Annotated in this window: 20 protein-coding genes, 1 tRNA gene and 1 pseudogene; 9 read left to right on the top strand and 13 right to left on the bottom strand. The window is 70.5% G+C overall.

Annotation, left to right across the window (positions count from 1 at the left end; translation table 11 throughout):
* Positions 1–228 precede the first annotated feature (228 nt).
* A complete protein-coding gene (locus IPN03_00315; protein MBK9372206.1) occupies positions 229–1,239 on the bottom strand; it encodes an AMP-binding protein in 1,011 nt (336 codons plus the stop codon).
* A gap of 34 nt (positions 1,240–1,273) precedes the next feature.
* Positions 1,274–2,014, bottom strand: a pseudogene (locus tag IPN03_00310) (AMP-binding protein).
* A gap of 84 nt (positions 2,015–2,098) precedes the next feature.
* Here IPN03_00310 and IPN03_00305 point away from each other — a divergent pair.
* From IPN03_00305 to IPN03_00280, 6 genes are read left to right on the top strand one after another with little or no spacing between them, the layout of a single operon-like run.
* The gene (locus IPN03_00305; protein ID MBK9372205.1) at positions 2,099–2,818 is read left to right on the top strand and encodes an SDR family oxidoreductase; all 720 of its coding nucleotides are present in this window, start codon (positions 2,099–2,101) and stop codon (positions 2,816–2,818) included.
* A gap of 20 nt (positions 2,819–2,838) precedes the next feature.
* Complete coding sequence (locus IPN03_00300) at positions 2,839–3,831, top strand: BMP family protein (GenBank protein MBK9372204.1); 993 nt, start codon at positions 2,839–2,841, stop codon at positions 3,829–3,831.
* Positions 3,832–3,862: 31 nt separating this feature from the next.
* Complete coding sequence (locus IPN03_00295; GenBank protein MBK9372203.1) at positions 3,863–5,362, top strand: ATP-binding cassette domain-containing protein; 1,500 nt, start codon at positions 3,863–3,865, stop codon at positions 5,360–5,362.
* Positions 5,359–6,363 (top strand): ABC transporter permease, encoded by a 1,005-nt coding sequence (locus IPN03_00290; GenBank protein MBK9372202.1) that lies wholly within the window; start codon positions 5,359–5,361, stop codon positions 6,361–6,363. The genes IPN03_00295 and IPN03_00290 overlap by 4 nt, the downstream gene beginning before the upstream one ends.
* Positions 6,360–7,220, top strand: coding sequence for an ABC transporter permease (locus IPN03_00285; GenBank protein MBK9372201.1), 861 nt, complete (start codon positions 6,360–6,362; stop codon positions 7,218–7,220). The genes IPN03_00290 and IPN03_00285 overlap by 4 nt, the downstream gene beginning before the upstream one ends.
* Positions 7,217–8,011, top strand: coding sequence for a class I SAM-dependent methyltransferase (locus IPN03_00280; protein MBK9372200.1), 795 nt, complete (start codon positions 7,217–7,219; stop codon positions 8,009–8,011). The genes IPN03_00285 and IPN03_00280 overlap by 4 nt, the downstream gene beginning before the upstream one ends.
* Here IPN03_00280 and IPN03_00275 read toward each other — a convergent pair.
* From IPN03_00275 to IPN03_00260, 4 genes are all read right to left on the bottom strand, one after another.
* The gene (locus IPN03_00275; protein MBK9372199.1) at positions 8,008–8,541 is read right to left on the bottom strand and encodes a periplasmic heavy metal sensor; all 534 of its coding nucleotides are present in this window, start codon (positions 8,539–8,541) and stop codon (positions 8,008–8,010) included. The genes IPN03_00280 and IPN03_00275 overlap by 4 nt on opposite strands.
* Positions 8,538–9,086, bottom strand: coding sequence for a hypothetical protein (locus IPN03_00270; GenBank protein MBK9372198.1), 549 nt, complete (start codon positions 9,084–9,086; stop codon positions 8,538–8,540). Before IPN03_00270 ends, IPN03_00275 begins: the two co-directional genes overlap by 4 nt.
* Complete coding sequence (locus IPN03_00265; GenBank protein ID MBK9372197.1) at positions 9,083–9,706, bottom strand: sigma-70 family RNA polymerase sigma factor; 624 nt, start codon at positions 9,704–9,706, stop codon at positions 9,083–9,085. Before IPN03_00265 ends, IPN03_00270 begins: the two co-directional genes overlap by 4 nt.
* 121 nt (positions 9,707–9,827) lie before the next feature.
* Positions 9,828–10,463 (bottom strand): hypothetical protein, encoded by a 636-nt coding sequence (locus IPN03_00260; GenBank protein MBK9372196.1) that lies wholly within the window; start codon positions 10,461–10,463, stop codon positions 9,828–9,830.
* Between the two features lie 162 nt (positions 10,464–10,625).
* Here IPN03_00260 and IPN03_00255 point away from each other — a divergent pair, with 162 nt between their 5' ends.
* The 3 genes from IPN03_00255 to IPN03_00245 all read left to right on the top strand — a co-directional run bounded on the left by IPN03_00255 (position 10,626) and on the right by IPN03_00245 (position 11,540).
* Positions 10,626–10,856, top strand: coding sequence for a hypothetical protein (locus IPN03_00255; protein ID MBK9372195.1), 231 nt, complete (start codon positions 10,626–10,628; stop codon positions 10,854–10,856).
* A 132-nt stretch (positions 10,857–10,988) separates the two neighbouring features.
* A tRNA-Arg gene (locus IPN03_00250) sits at positions 10,989–11,065 on the top strand.
* A gap of 73 nt (positions 11,066–11,138) precedes the next feature.
* Positions 11,139–11,540 (top strand): hypothetical protein, encoded by a 402-nt coding sequence (locus tag IPN03_00245; GenBank protein ID MBK9372194.1) that lies wholly within the window; start codon positions 11,139–11,141, stop codon positions 11,538–11,540.
* Here IPN03_00245 and IPN03_00240 read toward each other — a convergent pair whose 3' ends face one another.
* The 7 genes from IPN03_00240 to IPN03_00210 form a co-directional block, all read right to left on the bottom strand.
* A complete protein-coding gene (locus IPN03_00240) occupies positions 11,541–11,942 on the bottom strand; it encodes a hypothetical protein (protein MBK9372193.1) in 402 nt (133 codons plus the stop codon).
* 73 nt (positions 11,943–12,015) lie between these two features.
* The gene (locus IPN03_00235; protein ID MBK9372192.1) at positions 12,016–13,653 is read right to left on the bottom strand and encodes an EAL domain-containing protein; all 1,638 of its coding nucleotides are present in this window, start codon (positions 13,651–13,653) and stop codon (positions 12,016–12,018) included.
* Positions 13,654–13,692: 39 nt separating this feature from the next.
* Positions 13,693–13,995, bottom strand: a complete 303-nt coding sequence (locus IPN03_00230) for an acylphosphatase (protein ID MBK9372191.1) — start codon at positions 13,993–13,995, stop codon at positions 13,693–13,695.
* Positions 13,992–14,630, bottom strand: coding sequence for a protein-L-isoaspartate(D-aspartate) O-methyltransferase (locus IPN03_00225; protein ID MBK9372190.1), 639 nt, complete (start codon positions 14,628–14,630; stop codon positions 13,992–13,994). The genes IPN03_00230 and IPN03_00225 overlap by 4 nt, the downstream gene beginning before the upstream one ends.
* A 72-nt stretch (positions 14,631–14,702) precedes the next feature.
* Complete coding sequence (surE, locus tag IPN03_00220; GenBank protein MBK9372189.1) at positions 14,703–15,482, bottom strand: 5'/3'-nucleotidase SurE; 780 nt, start codon at positions 15,480–15,482, stop codon at positions 14,703–14,705.
* On the bottom strand, positions 15,482–15,883 hold the full coding sequence (locus tag IPN03_00215; protein MBK9372188.1) for a 6-carboxytetrahydropterin synthase: 402 nt from the start codon (positions 15,881–15,883) through the stop codon (positions 15,482–15,484). Before IPN03_00215 ends, surE begins: the two co-directional genes overlap by 1 nt.
* Before the next feature lie 135 nt (positions 15,884–16,018).
* Entirely contained in the window at positions 16,019–18,997 is a 2,979-nt protein-coding gene (locus IPN03_00210) for a carboxypeptidase regulatory-like domain-containing protein (protein ID MBK9372187.1), read from the bottom strand.
* Positions 18,998–19,071: the final 74 nt, after the last annotated feature.

The following is a 19,071-nucleotide window of genomic DNA, read 5'->3' as shown; positions in this document are numbered from 1 at the left end:
CCGGCCGCGTTGAGCTCGGAAGCGGGTCGGGCGCGCGCAGCGGCGGCCGTGAGACGTACCGCCCCGCACGCGGCCCCCTGCCGAAGCGACGTGACGGTGAAGTTGGTGCTCCCTCGGTTCCCCGGTTCCCCGGCCTCTTCTTCCTCTGATCTTCGGAAGGGAGTCGGCCCCGCATGTCCGGTGGTACGGGAGGGAGCGGCGGCCCGCTGCCGCTGCTCCCGTCCCTGGTCAGTCTCCCTTGTACAGCCCGTCGATGACCGCCTTGTACTTCTGGTCGACGATGCGGCGCTTGACCTTGAGGGTCGGGGTCAGCTCGCCCCCCTCGATCGTCAGCTCGTGCGGAAGCAGCTTGAAGGCGTTGATGACCTGCTCGTGCGGCTTGTCGAGGTTCCAGCGATCGATGATCCCCTGGTAGATCTGGAGGACGCGCGGGTCCTTCAGGAGCTCGTCCTCCGGGAGGCCGGAGAGTCCGTTCTTGCCAGCCCAGTCCTTCAGCTTCTCGAAATTCGGGACGATGAGGCAGGAGAGGAACTTGCGGCGGTCGCCGATGACGACCGGCTGCGACACGAACGCGTCGCCCTTCAGGGCGCTCTCGATGGGCGCCGGGGCGATGTTCTTCCCGTTCGAGTTGACGATGATCTCCTTCTTGCGGTCGGTGATCTTGAGGAACCCGTCGCCGTCGAAGACGCCGATGTCGCCCGTGTGGAACCAGCCGTCCGCGTCGATCGCCTCGGCCGTCGCCTCGGGCTTGCCGTAGTAGCCCTTCATGACGTGCGGGCCGCGGGTGAGGATCTCGCCGTCGGGGGCGATGCGGCACTCGACCCCCGGCAGGATCCGGCCGACGGTTCCGAGCCTCCAGGCGGCGGGCCCGTTCACGGTGATGACCGGGCTCGTCTCCGTCAGGCCGTACCCCTCGTAGATCTCGACCCCGATGGCCCAGAAGAACTCGGCGAGGTCCTTCGAAAGGGGCGCACCGCCCGAGACGGCGAATCGGAAACGCGAGCCGAGCGCTTCGCGGATCTTTCGGTAGACGAGCCTCTCGTAGAGGAAGTGCTGGAGCGCGAGGGCCCCACCCGGCGTCTTCTTCTCGGCGCGGAGGTTCAGGACCTCCTTCCCGACCGCGATGGCGGCCTCGAAGAGCTTCTTCTTGGCCGGGGAGCCCGCGTCGACCTTGTCCAGGACGCGCGCGTAGACCTTCTCGTAGACGCGCGGGACGGCGCCGAACATGTGGGGATTCACCTCCCCGAGGTTGTCGCGCAGCTTGTCGATCGACTCCGGCGAACGCGACGGTGGCGCCCCGGTGGTAGTAGCAGTACTCGAGGAGGCGTTCGAAGACGTGCGCGAGGGGAAGGAACGAGAGAGCGACGGCCGAGGAGTCGAACGGGAGAATCGTGCAGCCGGCGAGGACGTTGGAGACGAAGTTGCTCTGGAGGAGCATCGCCCCCTTCGGTTCGCCCGTCGTTCCCGAGGTGTAGATGAACGTGGCGAGGTCCCCGGGCTTGCGCGCGTTCGCCCGCTCGTCGAAGACCGCCGGAGCCGCCAGGTGCGCCCTTCGTCCCTCCTCGAGCAGCTTCGCGAAGGGCTTCCCTCCGCCGCCCGCGTGGTCGAAGACGAAGACGTGCTTCAGCTTCGGACACTTCGGCTGGGCCGCCACGAGCTTGGCAGCCTGGTCGGGGGTCGAGGCGAAGGCGACGGTGGCGCCGCAGTCGCGGACGATGTACTCGACCTGGTCGGTGACCATGGTCGGAAAGACCGGGACGAGGACGCCCCCGTAGCACTGGCTGGCGAAGTCGATGGTCGGCCACTCGGGACGGTTCTCCGAGAGAATGATGACGGCGCCTCCGTCCGGGATGCCCAGGGTCCCGAGCGCGCCCGCCACGGCCTTCACGTCGTCCGCAAAAGCGGAGGAGGAAACCGGCCGCCATCGCCCGTCCTTCTTGTACAGGAGGAGATCGGGCTTGCCCAGCGTCTCGAGGTTGCGGAATACGTCGACGAGAGTGCGCGGTGTCGTCATCGTCCACCCCTTCCCGGCCTTTGGAAGCAACGCAGCATTATAGGTGCAGCCCCGCGTGCCGCCCGACGGTGAGACACTTCTCCCGTGAGACCCGTCGCGCTCGTGACCGGGGCTTCCCGCCGCCTGGGGCGAGCCTTCGCCGAGGGACTGGCCGGCGCGGGATACGACGTCGCCGTCCACTTCCGGAGCGACCCGGCTGCCGCGGCGGAGACGGTGGCGGCGGTCGGCGCCCTCGGCGCCGTCGCCGGGACCTTCGCGGCCGATCTTCGGGTGGAAGGCGCACCGCGAAGGCTCGTGGAGGCGGTCCTCGACCACTTCGGCCGGCTCGACCTCCTCGTCCACTCCGCGTCCCCGTGGCTCGAGAAAACGGTCGCAGCAGTTTCCGGGGACGACTGGGACGCCGTCTACTCCGTCGGACCGCGCGCCGCCTTCTTTCTCGCGCAGGCTGCGGCCCCGGCTCTCGCCGGGAGCGCCGGGTCGATTCTCCTCGTCTCCGACGTGGCCGCCACGAAGGCCTGGCCGCACCACGTTCCCCACGCGTCCGCCAAGGCGGCGGTCGACGCCCTCGTCCGGAACCTGGCCGTGGCCCTGGCTCCTTCCGTGCGCGTGAACGGGATCGCTCCCGGGATCGTCCTGCCGCCCGATGACCTCCCCGCGGACACGATCGGAAGGCTCGTGGCGAAGACGCCGCTGGAGCGCCTCGTTGCGGTCGAAGACCTCGTCTCGGCGGCGCTCCTTCTCGCCACGAACCGCTCGATCACGGGCCAGGTCCTCGCCGTGGACGCCGGCCGGTCCGTCGTCTGACCGGACTAAACTCGAACGACATGACGAGCCGGCGCCGCTTCTTCATCGCCCTCCTCGCCGTCCCTCTCCTCGCGACGCTCCCTGCCTGCCGGAAGGAGGAGACGCCGAAGGCGCCGGCCGGGTTCAGGGTGGCGCTGCTGACGCCCGGTCCCGTATCCGACGCGGGATGGAACGCCGGGGCGTACGAAGGGCTGAAAGCGATCGAGAAGGAGCTGGATGCGAAGGTCTCGCACGTCCAGGTGAAGACGCCGTCGGAGTTCGAGGAGCAGTTCCGGGCCTACGCCGCGGACGGCTACTCCCTCTGTTTCGGCCACGGCTTCGAGTTCCAGGACGCGGCGGCTCGCGTGGCGAAGGAGTTTCCGGGCACGGTCTTCGTGACGACCTCGGGCTCGCGCGTGGCGGCGAACCAGGCGCCGCTCGTCTTCGAGCTGGAGCAGGCGACGTACCTCTGCGGCCTCGTGGCCGGGCGGATGTCGAAGACGGCGAAGGCGGGGATGGTGGGCGGTGTCGAGCTGCCGTCGATCCGTTCCACGTTCCTCGCGTTCGAGGCCGGGCTGAAAGCCGGAAACCCCGGGGCCAAGGCGACGACCGTTTTCACGGGTTCCTTCGAGGACGTGGCCGGCGCGAAAGCCGCTGCGCTCGCCCTCGTCGACCAGGGGAACGACTTCCTCTTCCACAACGCCAACGCGGCGGCCCTCGGCGTCTTCAACGCGGCCACGGAGCGCGGGGTCTGGGCCTTCGGCTCGAACAGGGACCAGAACTCCCTGGCGCCGAGCGTCCTCGCCTCGGCAGTCATCGACCTGCCCCGCGCCTTCGTCGAGGCGGCCCGAACCGTGAAGGACGGGCGCTTCGAAGGCCTGCCGATGCGATACGGCCTGAAGAGCGGCGTGATCTCGTTCGTCTGGAGCCCCGCCGTCCTCGGGCGTGTTCCGGCCCCGGTCGTGGACGAGGTGGAACGGACGAGGGAGCGGATCATCTCGGGCGAGCTCGTCGTCCCGAGGGGCAACTTCTGATGCCGGCGCCGGCCTTCTCCGCGGCCCCGAGGTGACCACGCCCCCGTTCGCGCTCGAGCTCGCGGGCATCGCGAAGTCGTTCGGAGCCGTTCGCGCCCTCGACGGCGCACGGCTCGTCGTTCGTCCGGGCGAGATCCACGCCCTGCTCGGCGAGAACGGCGCGGGGAAGTCGACGCTCGTCGCGATCGCCGCGGGGGTCCTCCGCCCGGACGCCGGCGAGATCCGCCGCAACGGAGCACGGGTGTCGTACGCCGACCCGCGCGCGGCCCGGCGGGCCGGAATTGCGCTCGTTCCACAGCACGACCTCCTCGTCGAGGCCGCGAGCGTCGCCGACAACCTCGCCCTCCTCGACCCGTTTGCGCCGGCGATCGAGTCCCGTCGCGCACGGCGGGAACGGGTGGTCCGCCTCGCGCGCGCCTCCAGCCTCGACCTCGGGAGTCCTGAGGCGCTCGTCGCAGAGCTCGCGGTCGGCACCCGGCAGCGGATCGGCATTGCGGGAGCGCTCCAGACCGATCCGGAGGTCCTCATGCTCGACGAGCCGACGGCGGTCCTCTCCCCCGACGAGACCGTCGTTCTCTTCAGGGCCCTGAGGCAACGAGCGGACTCGGGACGCTGCGTCGTCCTCATAACGCACCGCCTCGCCGAGGTCTTCGAGGGCGCCGACCGCCTGACGCTCCTGTCGCGAGGCCGCACGCTGCTCGAGACACCCGTTGCCGCGACGACGACGGGCGAGGTCGCCGCGCTCCTCCTCGGAGGCGCGGAGGCGACGTCCCGGCCCCTGGCTCTCGCCCCGCGGATTCGCAACGAAGGCGATCTCCCGGCTCTCGCCCTGGAGGCCTTCACTCCGTCGGGCTCGGGCGCGCCTCCCGTGTCGCTCACGATCGCGGCGGGCGAGGCGCTCACGCTCCTGGCCATAGACGGAAACGGCGCCGACCTGCTCGGAGCGGCCGTCGCGGGCGCACGGCCCGCGGACGGTTTCCTTCGGGTCGCCGGCCGGTCCGTCACCCCGGGCAGCTCCCTCGCGTTTCGCGCCGCGGGAGGGGCGTTCATTCCTGCCGACCGGCGCGCCGAGGGGCTCGTCGCCGGCCTCTCACTCGCCGAGAACCTCTTCCTGAGGCGCCCTCCCGGCCGTTTCACCATCGATCGCGCCGCACTGGCCGCCGCCGCCACGGACCGGCTCCGCCGTTTCGGCGTCCGCGCCTCGGGGCCCGGCGCCCGTGCGAGCGATCTCTCCGGCGGGAACCAGCAGAAGCTCCTCCTGGCCCGCGAGCTGGAGCCGCTCCCCAGGCTCCTCGTCGCCATTCACCCGACACGCGGCCTCGACATCGCGTCGTCGGAAGACGTCAGGGCGCGCCTCCTCGACGCCGCCCGCTCCGGCGCGGGGGTCCTGGTCGTGACGGCCGATCCGGAGGAGGCGCAGGAGCTCGGCGCCCCCGTTCGCGTCGTCTACCGCGGAGCGCTCTCTCCGCACCTTCCCGCGTCGACGAGCCTCGCCCAGCTGGGGCGCTTCATGGCAGGGCTCGCGGCGTGAAGACGCGTACGGTTCTCGCGGTCGCGCTCGGAACACTCGCGGCCGCGGCCCTGCTCGTTCTCCTGGCCGGGGCTTCGCCGGCCGACGCTTTCGCGGCCCTCCTCCGCGGCGCCTTCGGTTCGAAAGCCGCTGCCGGCGAGACGGCCGCGCGATCGACCGGCCTCGTCCTGACGGCGGTGGCCGCCGTCGTCGCCTTCCGGGCCGGTGTCCTGAACGTCGGGCTCGAAGGGCAATTCCTGGCCGGAGCCGCCGCGGCGGCGGCCGTCGGGCCGCTCGTCCCCGACCTCTCCTTCGCGGCGCGCGCGGCCGTCATCCTCGCCGCACCGCTGGCCGGGGCGCTCCAGGCCGCTCCGGCGGTGTGGCTCGCCGAGGTGCGAAAGGTCCCCCCGGTGCTCTCGACGATCCTCCTCAACCTCGTCGCGGCGGCGGGCGTGACGTGGCTCGTCCGGGGTCCGCTGCGCGATCCGGCGGGCGACTACCCCCAGAGCCGCGCCCTCTCGGACGCCGTTCTCCTCTCGCCTCTCGTCCCCGGCTCCCGCGCTACGGCCGCCGTCCTCGCCGCCCTCGGCCTCGCCGCCCTGGCGGCGTTTCTCCTCTCGCGCACGCCTCTGGGGCTCGCGCTTCGTGCGGTGGGCGAGGCGCCGCGCGCCGCCCGCGCCGCCGGGCTCCCGGACGTCCGCCTCCGCTCCGGCGCCTTCCTCGTGTCGGGAGCGCTCGCCGGCCTCGGTGGAGGCCTGGAGGTCCTCGCGCTCACGGGGCGGCTCTACGACCCGTTCACCGCGGGCGTCGGCTACTCCGGAATCGCGGCGGCGCTCCTGGGCGGCATGACGCCTCTCGGAGGCGCCGCCTCGGGCGTCCTCTTCGCCGCGCTCGGCACGGGCTCGAGCGCGCTGCAGCGCGACGCCGGCGTTCCGTCGGCCCTCGCGTCCATCGTTCCGGCCCTCGCGGTGCTGGGCCTCCTCCTGGCCCGGGGCGGACGATCGGCGGAGGGCTCCCGATGACCGGTTTCGTCGAGATCGCCCTGCTCCTCGCGGCGCCGCTCCTTCTCGCAGCGACCGGAGAGCTCCTGCTCGAGCGGGCCGGGTCGATCCAGATCGGTCTCGAGGGGACGATGCTCGTCGGGGCCTACATTGCGTTCGCGGCGGGACGCGGCGGCCTCCCACCTGCGTCCAGCCTCGCGGCGGCCGCTCTCGCAGGATTCCTCGCGGGCCTCCTCTTCGCCCTGTTCGCCGTCGCCCGCCGGGCCGATCCGATTCTCGTAGGCACCGTCTGGAATCTCCTCGCGCTCGGCGCCACCGCGTTTGCCTACAGGCTCGCTGCCGGCGATACGGGGGCGGTTCTCGAGGTGCGGACCCTGCCGCGGGGCCTCTTCGGAGTTCCCGACGTGGTTGCGGCGAGCTTCCTCGCCCCGGTCGTCCTCCACTTCTGGCTCGCGCGAACGCGCGCCGGGTTGAGGCTCGCAGCGGCAGGAGAGAATCCGGAGGCGCTGCGCTCGCTCGGCCTGTCCGTGGTCGCCGTCCGAAGCGGTGCCGCCGCCGCGTCCGGCGTCCTCGGCGCACTCGGAGGGGCGATGCTCATCCTCACGGTCTCACCGACGTTCGTCGAAGGGGTCACCGCCGGGCGTGGCTTCCTGGCACTCGCGCTCGTCGTCTTCGCGCGCTGGAAGCCCCTCGCCCTGCTGCCGGCCGCGCTCCTTCTCGGTGGGGTGACGGCGCTCCAGTACCAGCTCCAGGCCGGCGGCTTCGGGCTCCCCTACGCCTTTTTCATCGCCCTTCCCGGCCTCGTGGCGCTGGTGGCGCTCGCCCTCGCGTCCACGCGAGGCGGCGCTCCGAAAGCGCTCGGGAGCGCCGCGCCGTGACGGCCAGGAAGCGGCCCCCCTACGCCGTTCTCGCCGGCTACTACGACGAGGTCTACGGTCTCTGGCGCGAGCTGCTGTCCCCGGCCCGCGACGAGATCCTGCGGGCTCACGGAGTCCGGTTCGAGAGCGTCCTGGACGTCGGTTGCGGAAGCGGATGGCAGAGCCTCGAGCTGGCCCGGAGAGGCTGCCGGGTGGTCGCCGTCGACCCGGTCGCGGCGTTCCTTCGCCCTCTCCGCCAGGCGGCCCGGACCGGGCGCCTGCCGATCGAGGTTCGGCGGGGTGCGGCGCTCTCGCTCCCCCTCCGAACCGGCGAAGCGTTCGACCTCGCCCTCGCGACGTTCGACGTCCTGAACCACCTCGGGAGCCACGAAGACCTCGCGCCGGCGTTCGCAGGGGTCGCGAAGGCGCTCCGGCCGGGCGGCCACTTCCTCTTCGACCTCAACACGCCGGAGACGATCGAAGCCTTCCCCGACCACCACAGGGTCACGTCGCTCGCAGGCGGCGGGCTCTCCGCCGAGAGGGGCTCTTTCGACCCGGTAACCGGCGAAGGGACCGTCACGCGTGACTGGTTCCTCCCGGAGAAGGGCGACCCGACCCGCTTCCGGCGGACCCGCGAGCTCTACCGGGAGATCGCGTGGCCGAAGCGGGCCGTGGAGCGGGCGCTCCGACAGGCAGGCCTGACGGCCCGGCTCTTCGCCGACGCTTCCGGCTGGCTGTCGTTCCAGCCGGAGGGGACCCGCTGGCTGGTCCTCGCCCGCAGGAGCGAGCGTCCCACCCGGGCGTTCCGCTAGGGCTCTTCCGGAAGGTCCGGAGCCGCCTCCGGCATCGGCGACTGCCCTGGGCGTGCCCCGCCGGGGCGAGCGTTGCCGCGCTGCTTGTTGAAACGCTTCCGCATCTCCCCTTCCCGCTCCGCGCGCCACTGGTCGCGACGGTCGGTAATCTGCCGCCACTGCGCCTCGGTCAGGATCCCTCTCATCTCGACGACCATCATCGTCCGGGCTTTTCCGAGCCTCCCCCGGGCCTGCTCCAGGGCCTCCGAGGCGGCACCGACCTTTCGGGGGTCGACGTCGTGCGCCTCCAGGAGGTCTTCCAGGTCGATCGTCCGCCGGTCGACGTCGGCCTTCAGGTCGACGAACGCCCGCCGGTTCTTCTGGAAGACCTCGTCCAGGCGCTGCTGCTGCTCGGGCGAGAGCTTCAGCGTGTCGACGACGGCGGGCCGCTTCCACCACTTCCCGCCCGGCATCTCGAGCATCTGGGCAGCGGCCGGGATCGTCGCCAGGAATGCCGCCAGGAGGGCGGCGTGGATCACGATCCTCTTCATCTCATCGCCTCCGGGAGAAGCGCCTCGTGCGCCGCCTCGGTGGAAAGAACGCTGTCGACCGCGCGGAGAAGATCGTCGTCCTCGCGGTCCGCCGCGGAAAGCTCGGCCGGACCGGCCGCTGGAGCGGCCGCCACGGTCGCGACGGCGGTCGAAGGGCCAGCCTCCGTTCCGCCCCTGAGGACGGTGAGACCGGCCACGAGCGCGAGCGCGGCGGCCAGGCTCCCGAACGCGAGCGCCGGGCGGTGGAGGACCGACCGCGTGAAGCGGGCGGGGAACGGCGTCGCCCTCTGTTCCGCCTCGACGGCGGCCAGCTCGGAGATGCGCCCCAGAATGGCCTTTCGCTGGGCGTTCCAGAAATCGCCCGGCAGGGACTCGACGACGCCCGTCACGGCCCCTCGGTCGAGAAGGAAGGCCTCGCGCAGCTTCGCCACCCGCTGCTGGCACTCGGGGCAGACCGCCTGGTGGATGGGAATGGGCGCCGGTCCTTCCTCGACCGGGAATACTCGTCCCACGACCTCGTCTTCCGTCAAATGCCGGCCGCTCATCGCAGGTCCTCCAGCTTCTGGCGCAGCTTGCGCGCCGCCCGGAACAGGTGCGACTTGACCGTCCCGTCGTCCAGCCCGGTCGCGGCCCCGATCTCGGCGATCGACCGCTCCTCGTAGTGCTTCATGACGAACACCGCCCGCTGCCGCGGGGAGAGCGCCTCGAGCGCCTCGCCGATCCTCCTCCGGATCTGCCGCGACAAGGCGTCCCTCTCGGGAGACGTACCATCCGTCGGTTCGGCTGCCCGCGGGAGATCCGCACCGTCGACCTCCTCCGCCGCGACGAGGTCGGAGAACGAGACGACCGGTTTGCGGCGCCGTACCGAGTCGCGGACGGCGTTGACGGCGATCCGGTTGAGCCAGGTCTCGAAGGCGGCTTCCCCCTTGAAGTCGGGGACCGCACGCCACGCCTTCACGAAGACGTCCTGGGTCAGGCCGTCGGCTTCGGCAGCATTCCGAACCAGGGTGTAGACGAGCCGGAAGACCTTCCGCTGGTAGGTCTTCACGAAGTACTCGAAAGCCTCGGGGTCTCCCGCCCGGACCCGTCCGAGGATTTCGCTTTCTCGTTCCCTGCGCCCCGGGTCCGCGGCTCGGGAGCTTTCGCCCGGGAGGTCATTCGCCACGTTCGTGCTCCTCCCTCGAGGGGCTGCCTCGAAACCCAGGACCCGGGCAGTCACGGCCATCGACATGACGTCATGGACGCACAGGGCGGGTCAGTGGTTTACCCGACCCGAGGATAGCCCTTCAGCGCCTCCAGGGCCTCAGGACCCTCTTCAGGCCGTCCCAGAGGACGATCCGGCGCTTGAGCGCCGCGTGCACCAGCGGTACTGCCGGGGGGACCGGGCCCGGAGCGTAGTAGGCCTCCAGGAGGAGGCGTCGGTCCTCCGGCCGTCTCAGGCCGGGCCGGGCCAGGTCCCGCAGCCGGTTGAGGGTCATCAGAGGGCCCTTTCGGATCCGCGCCCGGTCGAGGTCGACGAGCCAGAGACGAGGTCCCGTCTCTCCCTCCGTCACGAGGATGTTGCCGTCGGTGAAATCGCGAAAGAAGACTCCTGCGTCGTGGAGGCGCCTCGCGAATCGCCCGAGGGCCGTCACGACCTCCTCGAACGTCGCCCTGACGGCCGGGGCTTCCCGGCCGGGCTCGTCGCGCCGCAGGAAGAAGGACCTGATCTGGACAGCCCTCTCCAGCTTCCGCACGACGAGGACGCTCTCCTGGGCCGTCACCTCGAGCCCGAGCGGCTCGGGGGTGTCGAGACCGTGAGCGAGGAGGTGCCGCGCGATCCGGACGGCCCGTTCGGCTCTCGTGTTCCCCTCGGGCTGGCGGAAGTCGCGGCGGATCCTCTTGACGACGACCGGAATCCGCTCGTCTCCGCGGACGAGCAGGGCGTCGCGGACGTCGTGCCGGGCCGGATACCCCGCCGCGCCGGGAATCACCTCGAGCCGGGCCGTGGTTTCCAGGCGAGGAAGGGGACGCGCCACGCGCTGGAGGATACGATGCCGGGAGCGGCCGCCCCACGGGCGACATCCTGCCGCCCCGAGGAGCGCATGGACAGAAAGCACCTTCACACGTTCCAGCTGGTCGTCGAAGGGCTCGCCGAGCCGAGGGAGTTCCTGATGCCCTTCGAGACCGACGACGTCATCCAGGCCATCGACGCCTGCTCGCGGTACATCGCCCGCCAGGAGGACAACTTCCTTCCTCTCGGAGAGGCCGAGGCCGTGAGGTCGAACAAGGTCCTCCTCGTGAGGCACCTTCGCGTCGTGCCGTTCGAGGAGTGACCCTTCCCGGGGGGTGCACCTCGCCACCCCCCGGACCCCCCGAACCGCGCAAGGACGTCCGCTCGATTCCTCCTCATGTTCTGACTCCGGTACACTCCCGCTCCCGCCGCCTCCGTGCGGCTCCCCAGGAACGGGCCCGTAGCTCAGGTGGATAGAGCGTCGGTTTCCTAAACCGCAGGTCGCGCGTTCGAGTCGCGCCGGGCCCACCACTTATTCCGTTTCGGCCAGGCCCCTGCCAACCGCGGCCTCCCCGGCCGGCCCGATCAGAGTCGAGATCACGTCATGCCGTCGCAGCGCCCCACCCTCGCCGTCTTTCGCCTCGTCGAGGTGGCCGAGGTGGAAACGCTGCTCGACGGCGACCCTGCCGACATCCGGATCGAGGTCTTCGAGGATGCCGCGCACCCGGGTCAGTACCGCTGCCGGACCTGGAGACTCCTCGAGTACGGAATCCATCCCCCAGGCATCCGGGACGAGGACGACGGCCTTGCCACGTCCTGGGAGACGATTCTCGTACCGTGGTCCGTCCCCGGAGGCTTCGTCACCGAAGAGCCGTTCTTCGCCTCCTCGAAGGAGGCTGCCCTGGAGGCGGTTCTCGACGACCTGAGGGTCTACCTCGCGGTCACCCGCCACGCCGAGGACGAGGGCGATCCGCCCGCAGGGACTCCTCCGGCCGCCTCCGCCTGATCACTCCGCCGGATCTTCGTTCTTCACGAGGCGGAGGCCCGTCCTGGGAGGTGCAACGGCCCGGCCCGACGTACCGAGCGGCTTCAGGATCCTCCGGCCACCGGTCGGCTCCCCGAACTGGTTCACGCCCGTCTCGTCCTTGACGGCCTGGATGGCGCGACCTCTCAGCTCCGACCAGAACCACTCCCCCTTCTTCGGGGGGCGCTCTTCGCCGGTCCACCCGAAACCCGGCGGCGGCGGTCCGGGATCCTCCTCCTTCCGGGCCAGCTTGAGGTGGAAGACGAACGGGCCCTCCTCGAGGGTGCCGAAGACGATCAGCTCCTCTCCCCGCCGGCAGACGGTCGCTTCCACTTCCTCGAAACCCTCGGGAAGCTGGGGGCCGTCGTCCTCGTGCTCGTTCATGAGGCTCTCCTCGCCCCATGATCGCTCCGATTCGGCCCCGCGACGCGAATACCGTCTGGAACGGGAGATCCCGTCAGGGTTCGGGAACCGGCGCCGGCCGGCCGAGAAGGAATCCCTGCCCGAGAGCGACGCCGAGCTGCCGGACGCCCGCCAGGTCTGCCTCCGTCTCGATCCCCTCGGCCACCGTCACCGCGCCGATCCGCCCCCCCAGCCGCACGAGCATCTCGACGATCTCGCTCTTGATGCCGTCCCGGTGGGGCCCCGTCACGAGGGACTGGGTGATCTTGAGGTAGTCGGGCCTCAGCTCAGCCAGTGCGTGGAGGGAGGCGTGGCCAGAGCCGGCGTCGTCGAGGGCGATCCGGAAACCTGCCCGCCGGAGGGCGGAGATCCCCTCCCGGAACGCGTCGAAATCTGGAATTGCGCCCCGCTCGGTGATCTCGAGGACGACGGACGGGCCGAGCGCGACGAGCGGGCCGAGAACTTCGAGCCCTCCCCGGGCGAGCTCGTTCACGACGTTCGTCTCCACGTTCACGAAGAGGAGGCCCGCCTCACTCGCCCCGAACCGGGACGCGGAATATCGGACGCAGATCTCCTCGAGCGGGAGGACCCGGCCATGCCGCGCGGCGTAGTCGAAGAGGACTTCCGGGCTCTCGAAGCCAGAGCCCGCGGGTCCGCGCGAGAGCGCTTCCCAGGCCACGGTGCGTCCTGTCGCCAGGTCGCGGATCGGTTGGTAGACCGTCTCGATGGCGCGGCGTCTCAGGATCGCGGCGAACTCCTCGCGCTGCGAGACGACCCTCTCACCTTCTCTCGTCGAGGCGGCGGCCGCCGCCTCCGCCAGAGCGCGTTCCACGAGCCGCTCCACGCGGACCTGCGGGTTGTACCGCAGGCGCGAAGCCGCGACGGTCACCTCGAGCCGCCGGTGAACGCGGCCGAGAAGGCTCTCTCCGAGGAGCGCCCCCAGGGATTCCTCGACCTGCCGGGCCTTCCTCCCGAGCCGGGCGGCAGCCTCCTCCTCGCCGAGGCCGAAGGGCAGGGCGACGAACGCGACGAGCGCCGACGAGCCCGGCCGCGAGACCGCCAGGAGGTCGCCCGTCGAAAAGAGCGTCCCGACGAGCCGCCGCAGCCCCGTCGCGGCCTCCCGCACGACCTCGTCGAGGACCTCCCAGCCATAGTGGTCCTCCAGGGACGCCACGGCGTCGACGTCGATCAGGAAGACCCCGAGGTCCTGGTCCACGAGGAGCTTCTCCCTCAGGGCGTCGACGACGAGGGGAACGGTCGGGAGCCCCGTCAGGGCGTCCAGGAGCAGGCCACGGGTCCGGCGCTCCGGCACCTCGCGGCCGAGAGGCTCGGGTCGCGCGTCGTCGCGCCCCGCGAGTGCGGCCTCGACGGCTTCCACGAGACGCGCCCGCGTGAAGGGCTTCGTGACGAAGTCGACGGCGCCGGCCTGGCGGCCCACCACGAAATCCCGGATCTCCGACTTTCCCGTCAGCAGGACGACCGGGATCGAGGAGGTCTCCGGCAGGCTCCGGAGCGTCGCGCAGACCTCCCACCCGGAGAGATGGGGCATCACGACGTCGAGCAGGACGAGATCCGGCCGCTCGAGGACCGCCCGCTCGATTCCCTCGCTCCCGTCCGCCGCTCCGGTCGGCTCGAAACCGGCGGCAGACAGGGTGGCTTCGACGACGGAGCGCACGTCGGCGTCGTCGTCCACGACCAGTATCCTTTTTCTCGACATCAGGAGTGGCCGATTCTAGCGCTCGCGGCGGAACTCGGCGTCGAAAGACCCGAGTGCGTCGGCCGACGTGGCGACCGACCCGTCGACGCGCTGGACCCGGGCGAAGCGCGGCCCTTCCCAGAGCGCCGCCTCGAGCCGGTCGAGCGCGTGCGCCGGTCCCTCGGCCACGACGAGAACCCGGCCGTCGGGAAGGTTCGACGTCCCCCCGGTCAGGCCCAGCCCTCTCGCCGTCCGCGCCGCGAAGGCGCGGTAGCCCACGCCCTGCACCCTTCCCGAGACGAGCCAGCGCCGCGCCTCGGCCTCGAAACCACCGGTCACCTCCGCTCCTCGGCCGGGGGCCTGGCCCAACCGAACTTCCCGACGAGGGGAACGTAGGCGACGTCTCCGGCGTCCTCCGTTCGGGTCCGGCCGCTCGGGAGCTTCTTCACGACGAGAAGGCGCTGGCGGCTCGCAGCGCCGACCGGCACGACGAGACGGCCCGTCGCCGAGAGCTGCGAGACGAGGGGAGCCGGGACTTCCGGTGCGGCGGCGGCGACGACGATGGCGTCGTAAGGAGCGTGCTCCCGCCAGCCGTAGGTTCCGTCGAACACCTTGACCGAGACGTTCCGCACTCCGAGCGACGCCAGGACCCGCCGGGCTTCGGCGGCCAGCTCCGGGATCCGTTCCAGGGAAAAGACCTGCCCTGCGAGACGCGCCAGCACGGCTGCCTGGTACCCCGACCCGGTCCCCACCTCGAGGACGCGCGCTCCCGGCCGGATCGCGGCGAGCTCGGCCGCCCGTCCGACGTTGGCCGCCTGGGTGATGGTCTGCCCGGCGCCGATCGGCAGGGCGTGGTCGCCGTAGGCCTCCGCCGCGAGCGATTTCGGGACGAACAGGTGCCGGGGAACGACGCCGAGCGCTTCGATGACCCGGGGGTCGGAGACGAGGCCCGCCGCGACGATCCGGGCGACCATCTCGCGCCGCGCCTCCGCGCCCGCCCTCGCGGCACGCGCGACTTCGGGGTCCTCCGGCCTCACGCCGGGATCTTAGCGTCCGTTCGCGCCGTTGGCGCGGCTCCCGCTCAGGCGGTCGGCCAGGTCCTCGAGCGCCTTGTACGCCGTCAGGTCGAGGTGGAGCGGCGTGACGGAGACGAAGCCGCCCGCGACGGTCGTCAGGTCGCTCCCGTCCTCGTGCGTGTCGATGTGCGCACCGCCGATCCAGAAGTAGGGACGGCCGCGCGGGTCGATCTTCTCCACGACGCTCTCGCCGTAGCGGCGGCGCCCCATCCGCGTCGCGCGGATTCCGGCGGGCCTGCCGGCCGGTATGTTCACGTTCCAGAGGATCTCCGGGCTCATCGGGCGCGAGAGCGCGAGGCGGATGACCTCTTCCGCGATCGACTCGGCGTGCGTGAAATCGGGCGGGGTGTCGGCCTGGTCCCGGCGGTAGTCGAGGGAGAAAGCGATGGACGGAACTCCCTGGAGCGTCCCCTCGAAGGCGGCCGCGACCGTGCCGGAGTAGGTCACGTCGTCCCCGAGGTTCGGCCCCTGGTTGATGCCCGAGAAGAGGAAATCGGGACGCACCTCGCGCAGGATGCTGCAGATGCCGAGGTTCACGCAGTCGGTCGGAGTCCCGTCGACGACCCACGAACGCTCCGCCGTCTTCACGACCCGGAGCGGCCGGTGGAGCGTCAGCGCGTGGGACGTGGCGCTCTGCTCGCGGTCGGGAGCGACGACGTACGTCTCGAAGCCCGCGGCCTTCGCGGCCCGTTCCAGCGCCTCGATTCCCGGGCTGTGGATCCCGTCGTCGTTCGAGACGAGCGCGCGCATCACGCCCCGCCCCGGTAGACGACCTTGTTGCGCTCCGTCTCGTGGAGAACGAGCTCCACGAGACGCCCGGGCGCGACCCGTGGGGCGAGCTCGTCCCAGAAGCGGATCGCGAGGATCTCCGCCGTCGGGATCGCTCCCTCGAGGAAGTCGACGTCGGTATTCAGGTTCCGGCAGTCGCACTTCTTCACGATCCGCTCGCTGACGATCTTCTTGAGCTCGGAGAAGTCGAGGACCCACCCCTTCTCCGGGTCGATCGGCCCCTCGACGGTGACCTCGAGGCCGTACGTGTGCCCGTGCCCGTGGGGGTTGTTGCACTTCCCGAAGACGGCCCGGTTCCACTCCTCGTCGCGCGAGGGGTTGTGGAGCCGGTGCGCCGAGCTGAAGGTCGCGCTGGTGGTGATGCGGGTGAGCGGACGCGCCACGTCGTTCTCTGTCACGGGATCGACTCCGGCCCCGGAAGGGGCAAGGGCGCCCGGCGCTCCCGCCGGGCGCCCTGAGATGGAATCTAGCACGCGGGGCGCCGATACCCCGCCGGCTCAGAAGATGACGCGGAGGCCGAGCTGCACCTGGCGGGCGTCGCCGAGCCCGCTCTGCACCGTCCCGTCGAAGTTGAAGATCAGGCTCGTCACCTCGGGCTTCTTCAGGTTCTTCGAGTTGAAGACGTTGAAGCACTCGACGATCGGCTCGATCTGGAATCCGCCGAGGTCGAACGGGCGGGAGAGCCGGATGTCGAGGGACGAGAACTCGTTGTCCTTCCGCCCCAGGTTTCGCTGCGTGACCGAGCCGTCCGCATTGATCCGGTCCTGCGGGGTGTTCGCGTCGGCGCCGGTCGCGGTGATCGATTTCGGCTGCGCCGACCGGTACGCGTACCGGAAGTTGAAGTTGACGTCTCCCGGCCCCTTCCAGACGAAGAGGGAGTTCAGCCGGTGCCGCTGGTCGCGGTCGGAGTAGCCCCACTCGGCGCCGAGGTCGGTCACCTTCGCGTAGCGGAACGTGAACGGGTCACGCTCGTTGTCGTCGTCCGACCTGTCCCAGGAGAGCGTGTAGTTGATCTGGAACTGGTAGTTGTGCGACCAGCGCTTGTTGATCCCGAACGTGATGCCGTTGTACTCGCTCTTCGCCGACGACTCGACCGTCGTCAGCGTGCTGACCCCGTTCGGCCCGCCGTTCAGCCCCGACGTCCAGGGAGAGCCGAGGAGCGCGTCGTTCCGGTTGATGAACCGTGTCAGGTGCGTCGTCTTCGCGTAGTTGTACTTCAGGAGGAACCCGTAGTCCTTGAGGAACTCCCGCTCCACCCCGATGCTCGTGGCGAACGTCCTCGGGTTCTGGAAGTCCTTCGCCGTGACGTAGATGTCCGGCCGGAAGGGCGTGCCGACCGCCGACGTCGGGACCAGGTTCGGGTAGGCCGGCACCGCGCCGAGGATCCCCGTGAGGGAGCTGTCGCGGTAGATGCTCTGCCCGCGGCTGCCGTTCGTCGAGCGGGTCGACGCGAACGAGAGCCCCGGGACGCGGGCGTTGTAGATCCCCGCGTTCGCCCGGACGACGGTCTTTCCGTCCTTCGTCGGGTCCCACGTGATGCCGAGCCGGGGCTGCCACATGCTCTTGTCGGAGGGCATGGTCCCGTCCGACGGGAACTCCTGCCCCTGTGACGACTCGCCGATGAACCCGGCGTAGAACACCTCGTCCGCGGGTGTGATCGGGTCGGGCTGGATCTGGGCTTCCCAACGGAGCCCGGCCTGGATCGTGAGGTTCGGGAGCGGCTGCCACTTGTCCTGGATGAAGACCGCGGGCTCGTCCTGGACGATCGACTGCGTCCCCGCCTCCTCCGCGGTGAGGCCGCCGACGCCCGCCTGCTGGAGGAAGAGGAGGACCGGCCCGGTGACCGTCGTCCCGGGGGGGCAGATCCCGTTCGCGTTCGTGGAGCCGTCGGAGCACTCGACGTAGCTCCGGTTCCTCGCGTAGTTCAGGAAGCCGTCCGTCGAGCTGAAGATGAACCGGCCGTTTGCGAAGCCGCGGAAGACCTGCGTCGCGTTGACCCGGTTGTACTCGACGCCCGCCTTGATCTCGTGTGTCCCCTTCAGGAGCGTCACGTTGTCGTTGAGCTGGAGGCGCGTGTCGTAGTAGTCGACCGGGATGAAGAACGGCATCCCGAACCGGTAGCTCTTTCCGAAGTCGAACGCCGTGTCCGGGAGCGGGCGGTCCTGGCCGTCGATGTTCGGCCCGTTGTACGGCCTCGGCCGGTCCTCCCGGGCCAGCTGGAACCGGAACTCGTTCATGACGGTCGTGAAGTTCGAGATCAGGGTGCCGGTCAGCGACTTCGACCAGTTGTCCTCGATCGCGTTCGCGCTCCGGCCCCAGGAGTCGACGTCGAAGGTCCCGTTCTCCTGCGTCGAGTTCGTGTACGTCCCGCGCAGGGTCGCCACGTGCTGCGGGGAGACGAACCAGTCCACCTTTCCGAGCGCGACGAACGCGTCGTTCGACCGGTCGATCGCCCCGTTCTCGTCGGGGCTCCCGACGCTCGCGAAGTAGTCGACGACTCTCTGCTCGATCCGGTTCGGGTCGGTCTGCTTCGTGGAATCGCCGCCCTGGGCATCGACCGCCACGAAGAAGAACACCTTGTCCTTCACGACCGGGCCGCCGAGGGTGAAGCCGCCCTGCACCTGGCTCGAGTCGAACTTCTCGGACGAGGTCCCGTCGGGGTTCTTGGCGGCCGACGCGAGCGCGTCGTCCTTGTAGAAGAGGTTCACCGTGCCGGCGAACGCGTTCGTCCCCGACTTCGTGACGACGTTCACGAAGCCCGATGAGGAGCGCCCGTACTCGGCGTTCGCGCCGTCGGCCACGACGACGACCTCCTGGACCGCGTCGAGGTTGAACGTGAAGGCCGGGCGCTGGCCGCCCCGCTGCTCGCCGAAGAACGGGTTGTTGAAGTCCGCCCCGTCGACGGAGACGTTGTTCTGGATCCCCTTCTGGCCGTTGACGGTCAGCTCGTCCCCGTCGGGCCCCTGGACGATCGAGACCCCCGGGGTCAGCTTCGTGAACTCGAGGAAGTTCCGTCCGTTGTTCGGGATCTCCTTGAGCGCCAGGGCGTCGATCCGGGTCGACCCTTCCGGCCGCGTCGTCTCGACGACCGGGTTCTCGGCCGTGACGAGGATCTCCTCCACCTTGGCGGCGAGGCTCATCGTGATCGCGACGTTGACCGACTGACCCACGGAGACGTTGATCCCCTCGCGAACCACCTTGGCGAATCCCGACAGGCTCGCCGAGATCCGGTAGGGGCCGAGCGGCAGGAGGAGCCCGCGGAACCGTCCGTTCGGACCCGTCGTCACTGTCGTCTCGTAGTTCGTCGCCGTGTTCCGGAGGGCCACGGAGACTCCGGGAAGGACTCCTCCGGAATCGTCCGTGACGGTACCCTCGATTGCGCCCGTCGTCGCCGCGGACTGTGCACCCGCTGGCAGGGCGAAGAGGACGAGGCCAAGGCAGAGCGACAGGGTAAAGATGGAACGGAGTCGCATCATTCACCGTCTCCTTTCGGCGCCACGCCGTGGCGCTCGGGACCAGCTGATTGTTTCGCGGGACTCTATTGCCGGCG

Source organism: Holophagales bacterium, from assembly GCA_016719485.1.
GTDB lineage: Bacteria > Acidobacteriota > Thermoanaerobaculia > UBA5066 > UBA5066 > UBA5066.
The sequence above is the reverse complement of the archived record's forward strand: the minus strand, read 5'-3'. Positions and strand labels throughout refer to the sequence as shown.

Coding starts and splice junctions, on each gene's coding strand:
- IPN03_00300 (MBK9372204.1), top strand. CDS start 2,839: ATGACGAGCCGGCGCCGCTTCTTCATCGCCCTCCTCGCCGTCCCTCTC.
- IPN03_00285 (MBK9372201.1), top strand. CDS start 6,360: ATGACCGGTTTCGTCGAGATCGCCCTGCTCCTCGCGGCGCCGCTCCTT.
- IPN03_00275 (MBK9372199.1), bottom strand. CDS start 8,541: ATGAAGAGGATCGTGATCCACGCCGCCCTCCTGGCGGCATTCCTGGCG.
- IPN03_00270 (MBK9372198.1), bottom strand. CDS start 9,086: ATGAGCGGCCGGCATTTGACGGAAGACGAGGTCGTGGGACGAGTATTC.
- IPN03_00255 (MBK9372195.1), top strand. CDS start 10,626: ATGGACAGAAAGCACCTTCACACGTTCCAGCTGGTCGTCGAAGGGCTC.
- IPN03_00245 (MBK9372194.1), top strand. CDS start 11,139: ATGCCGTCGCAGCGCCCCACCCTCGCCGTCTTTCGCCTCGTCGAGGTG.
- IPN03_00240 (MBK9372193.1), bottom strand. CDS start 11,942: ATGAACGAGCACGAGGACGACGGCCCCCAGCTTCCCGAGGGTTTCGAG.
- IPN03_00225 (MBK9372190.1), bottom strand. CDS start 14,630: ATGGTCGCCCGGATCGTCGCGGCGGGCCTCGTCTCCGACCCCCGGGTC.
- surE (MBK9372189.1), bottom strand. CDS start 15,482: ATGCGCGCGCTCGTCTCGAACGACGACGGGATCCACAGCCCGGGAATC.
- IPN03_00210 (MBK9372187.1), bottom strand. CDS start 18,997: ATGATGCGACTCCGTTCCATCTTTACCCTGTCGCTCTGCCTTGGCCTC.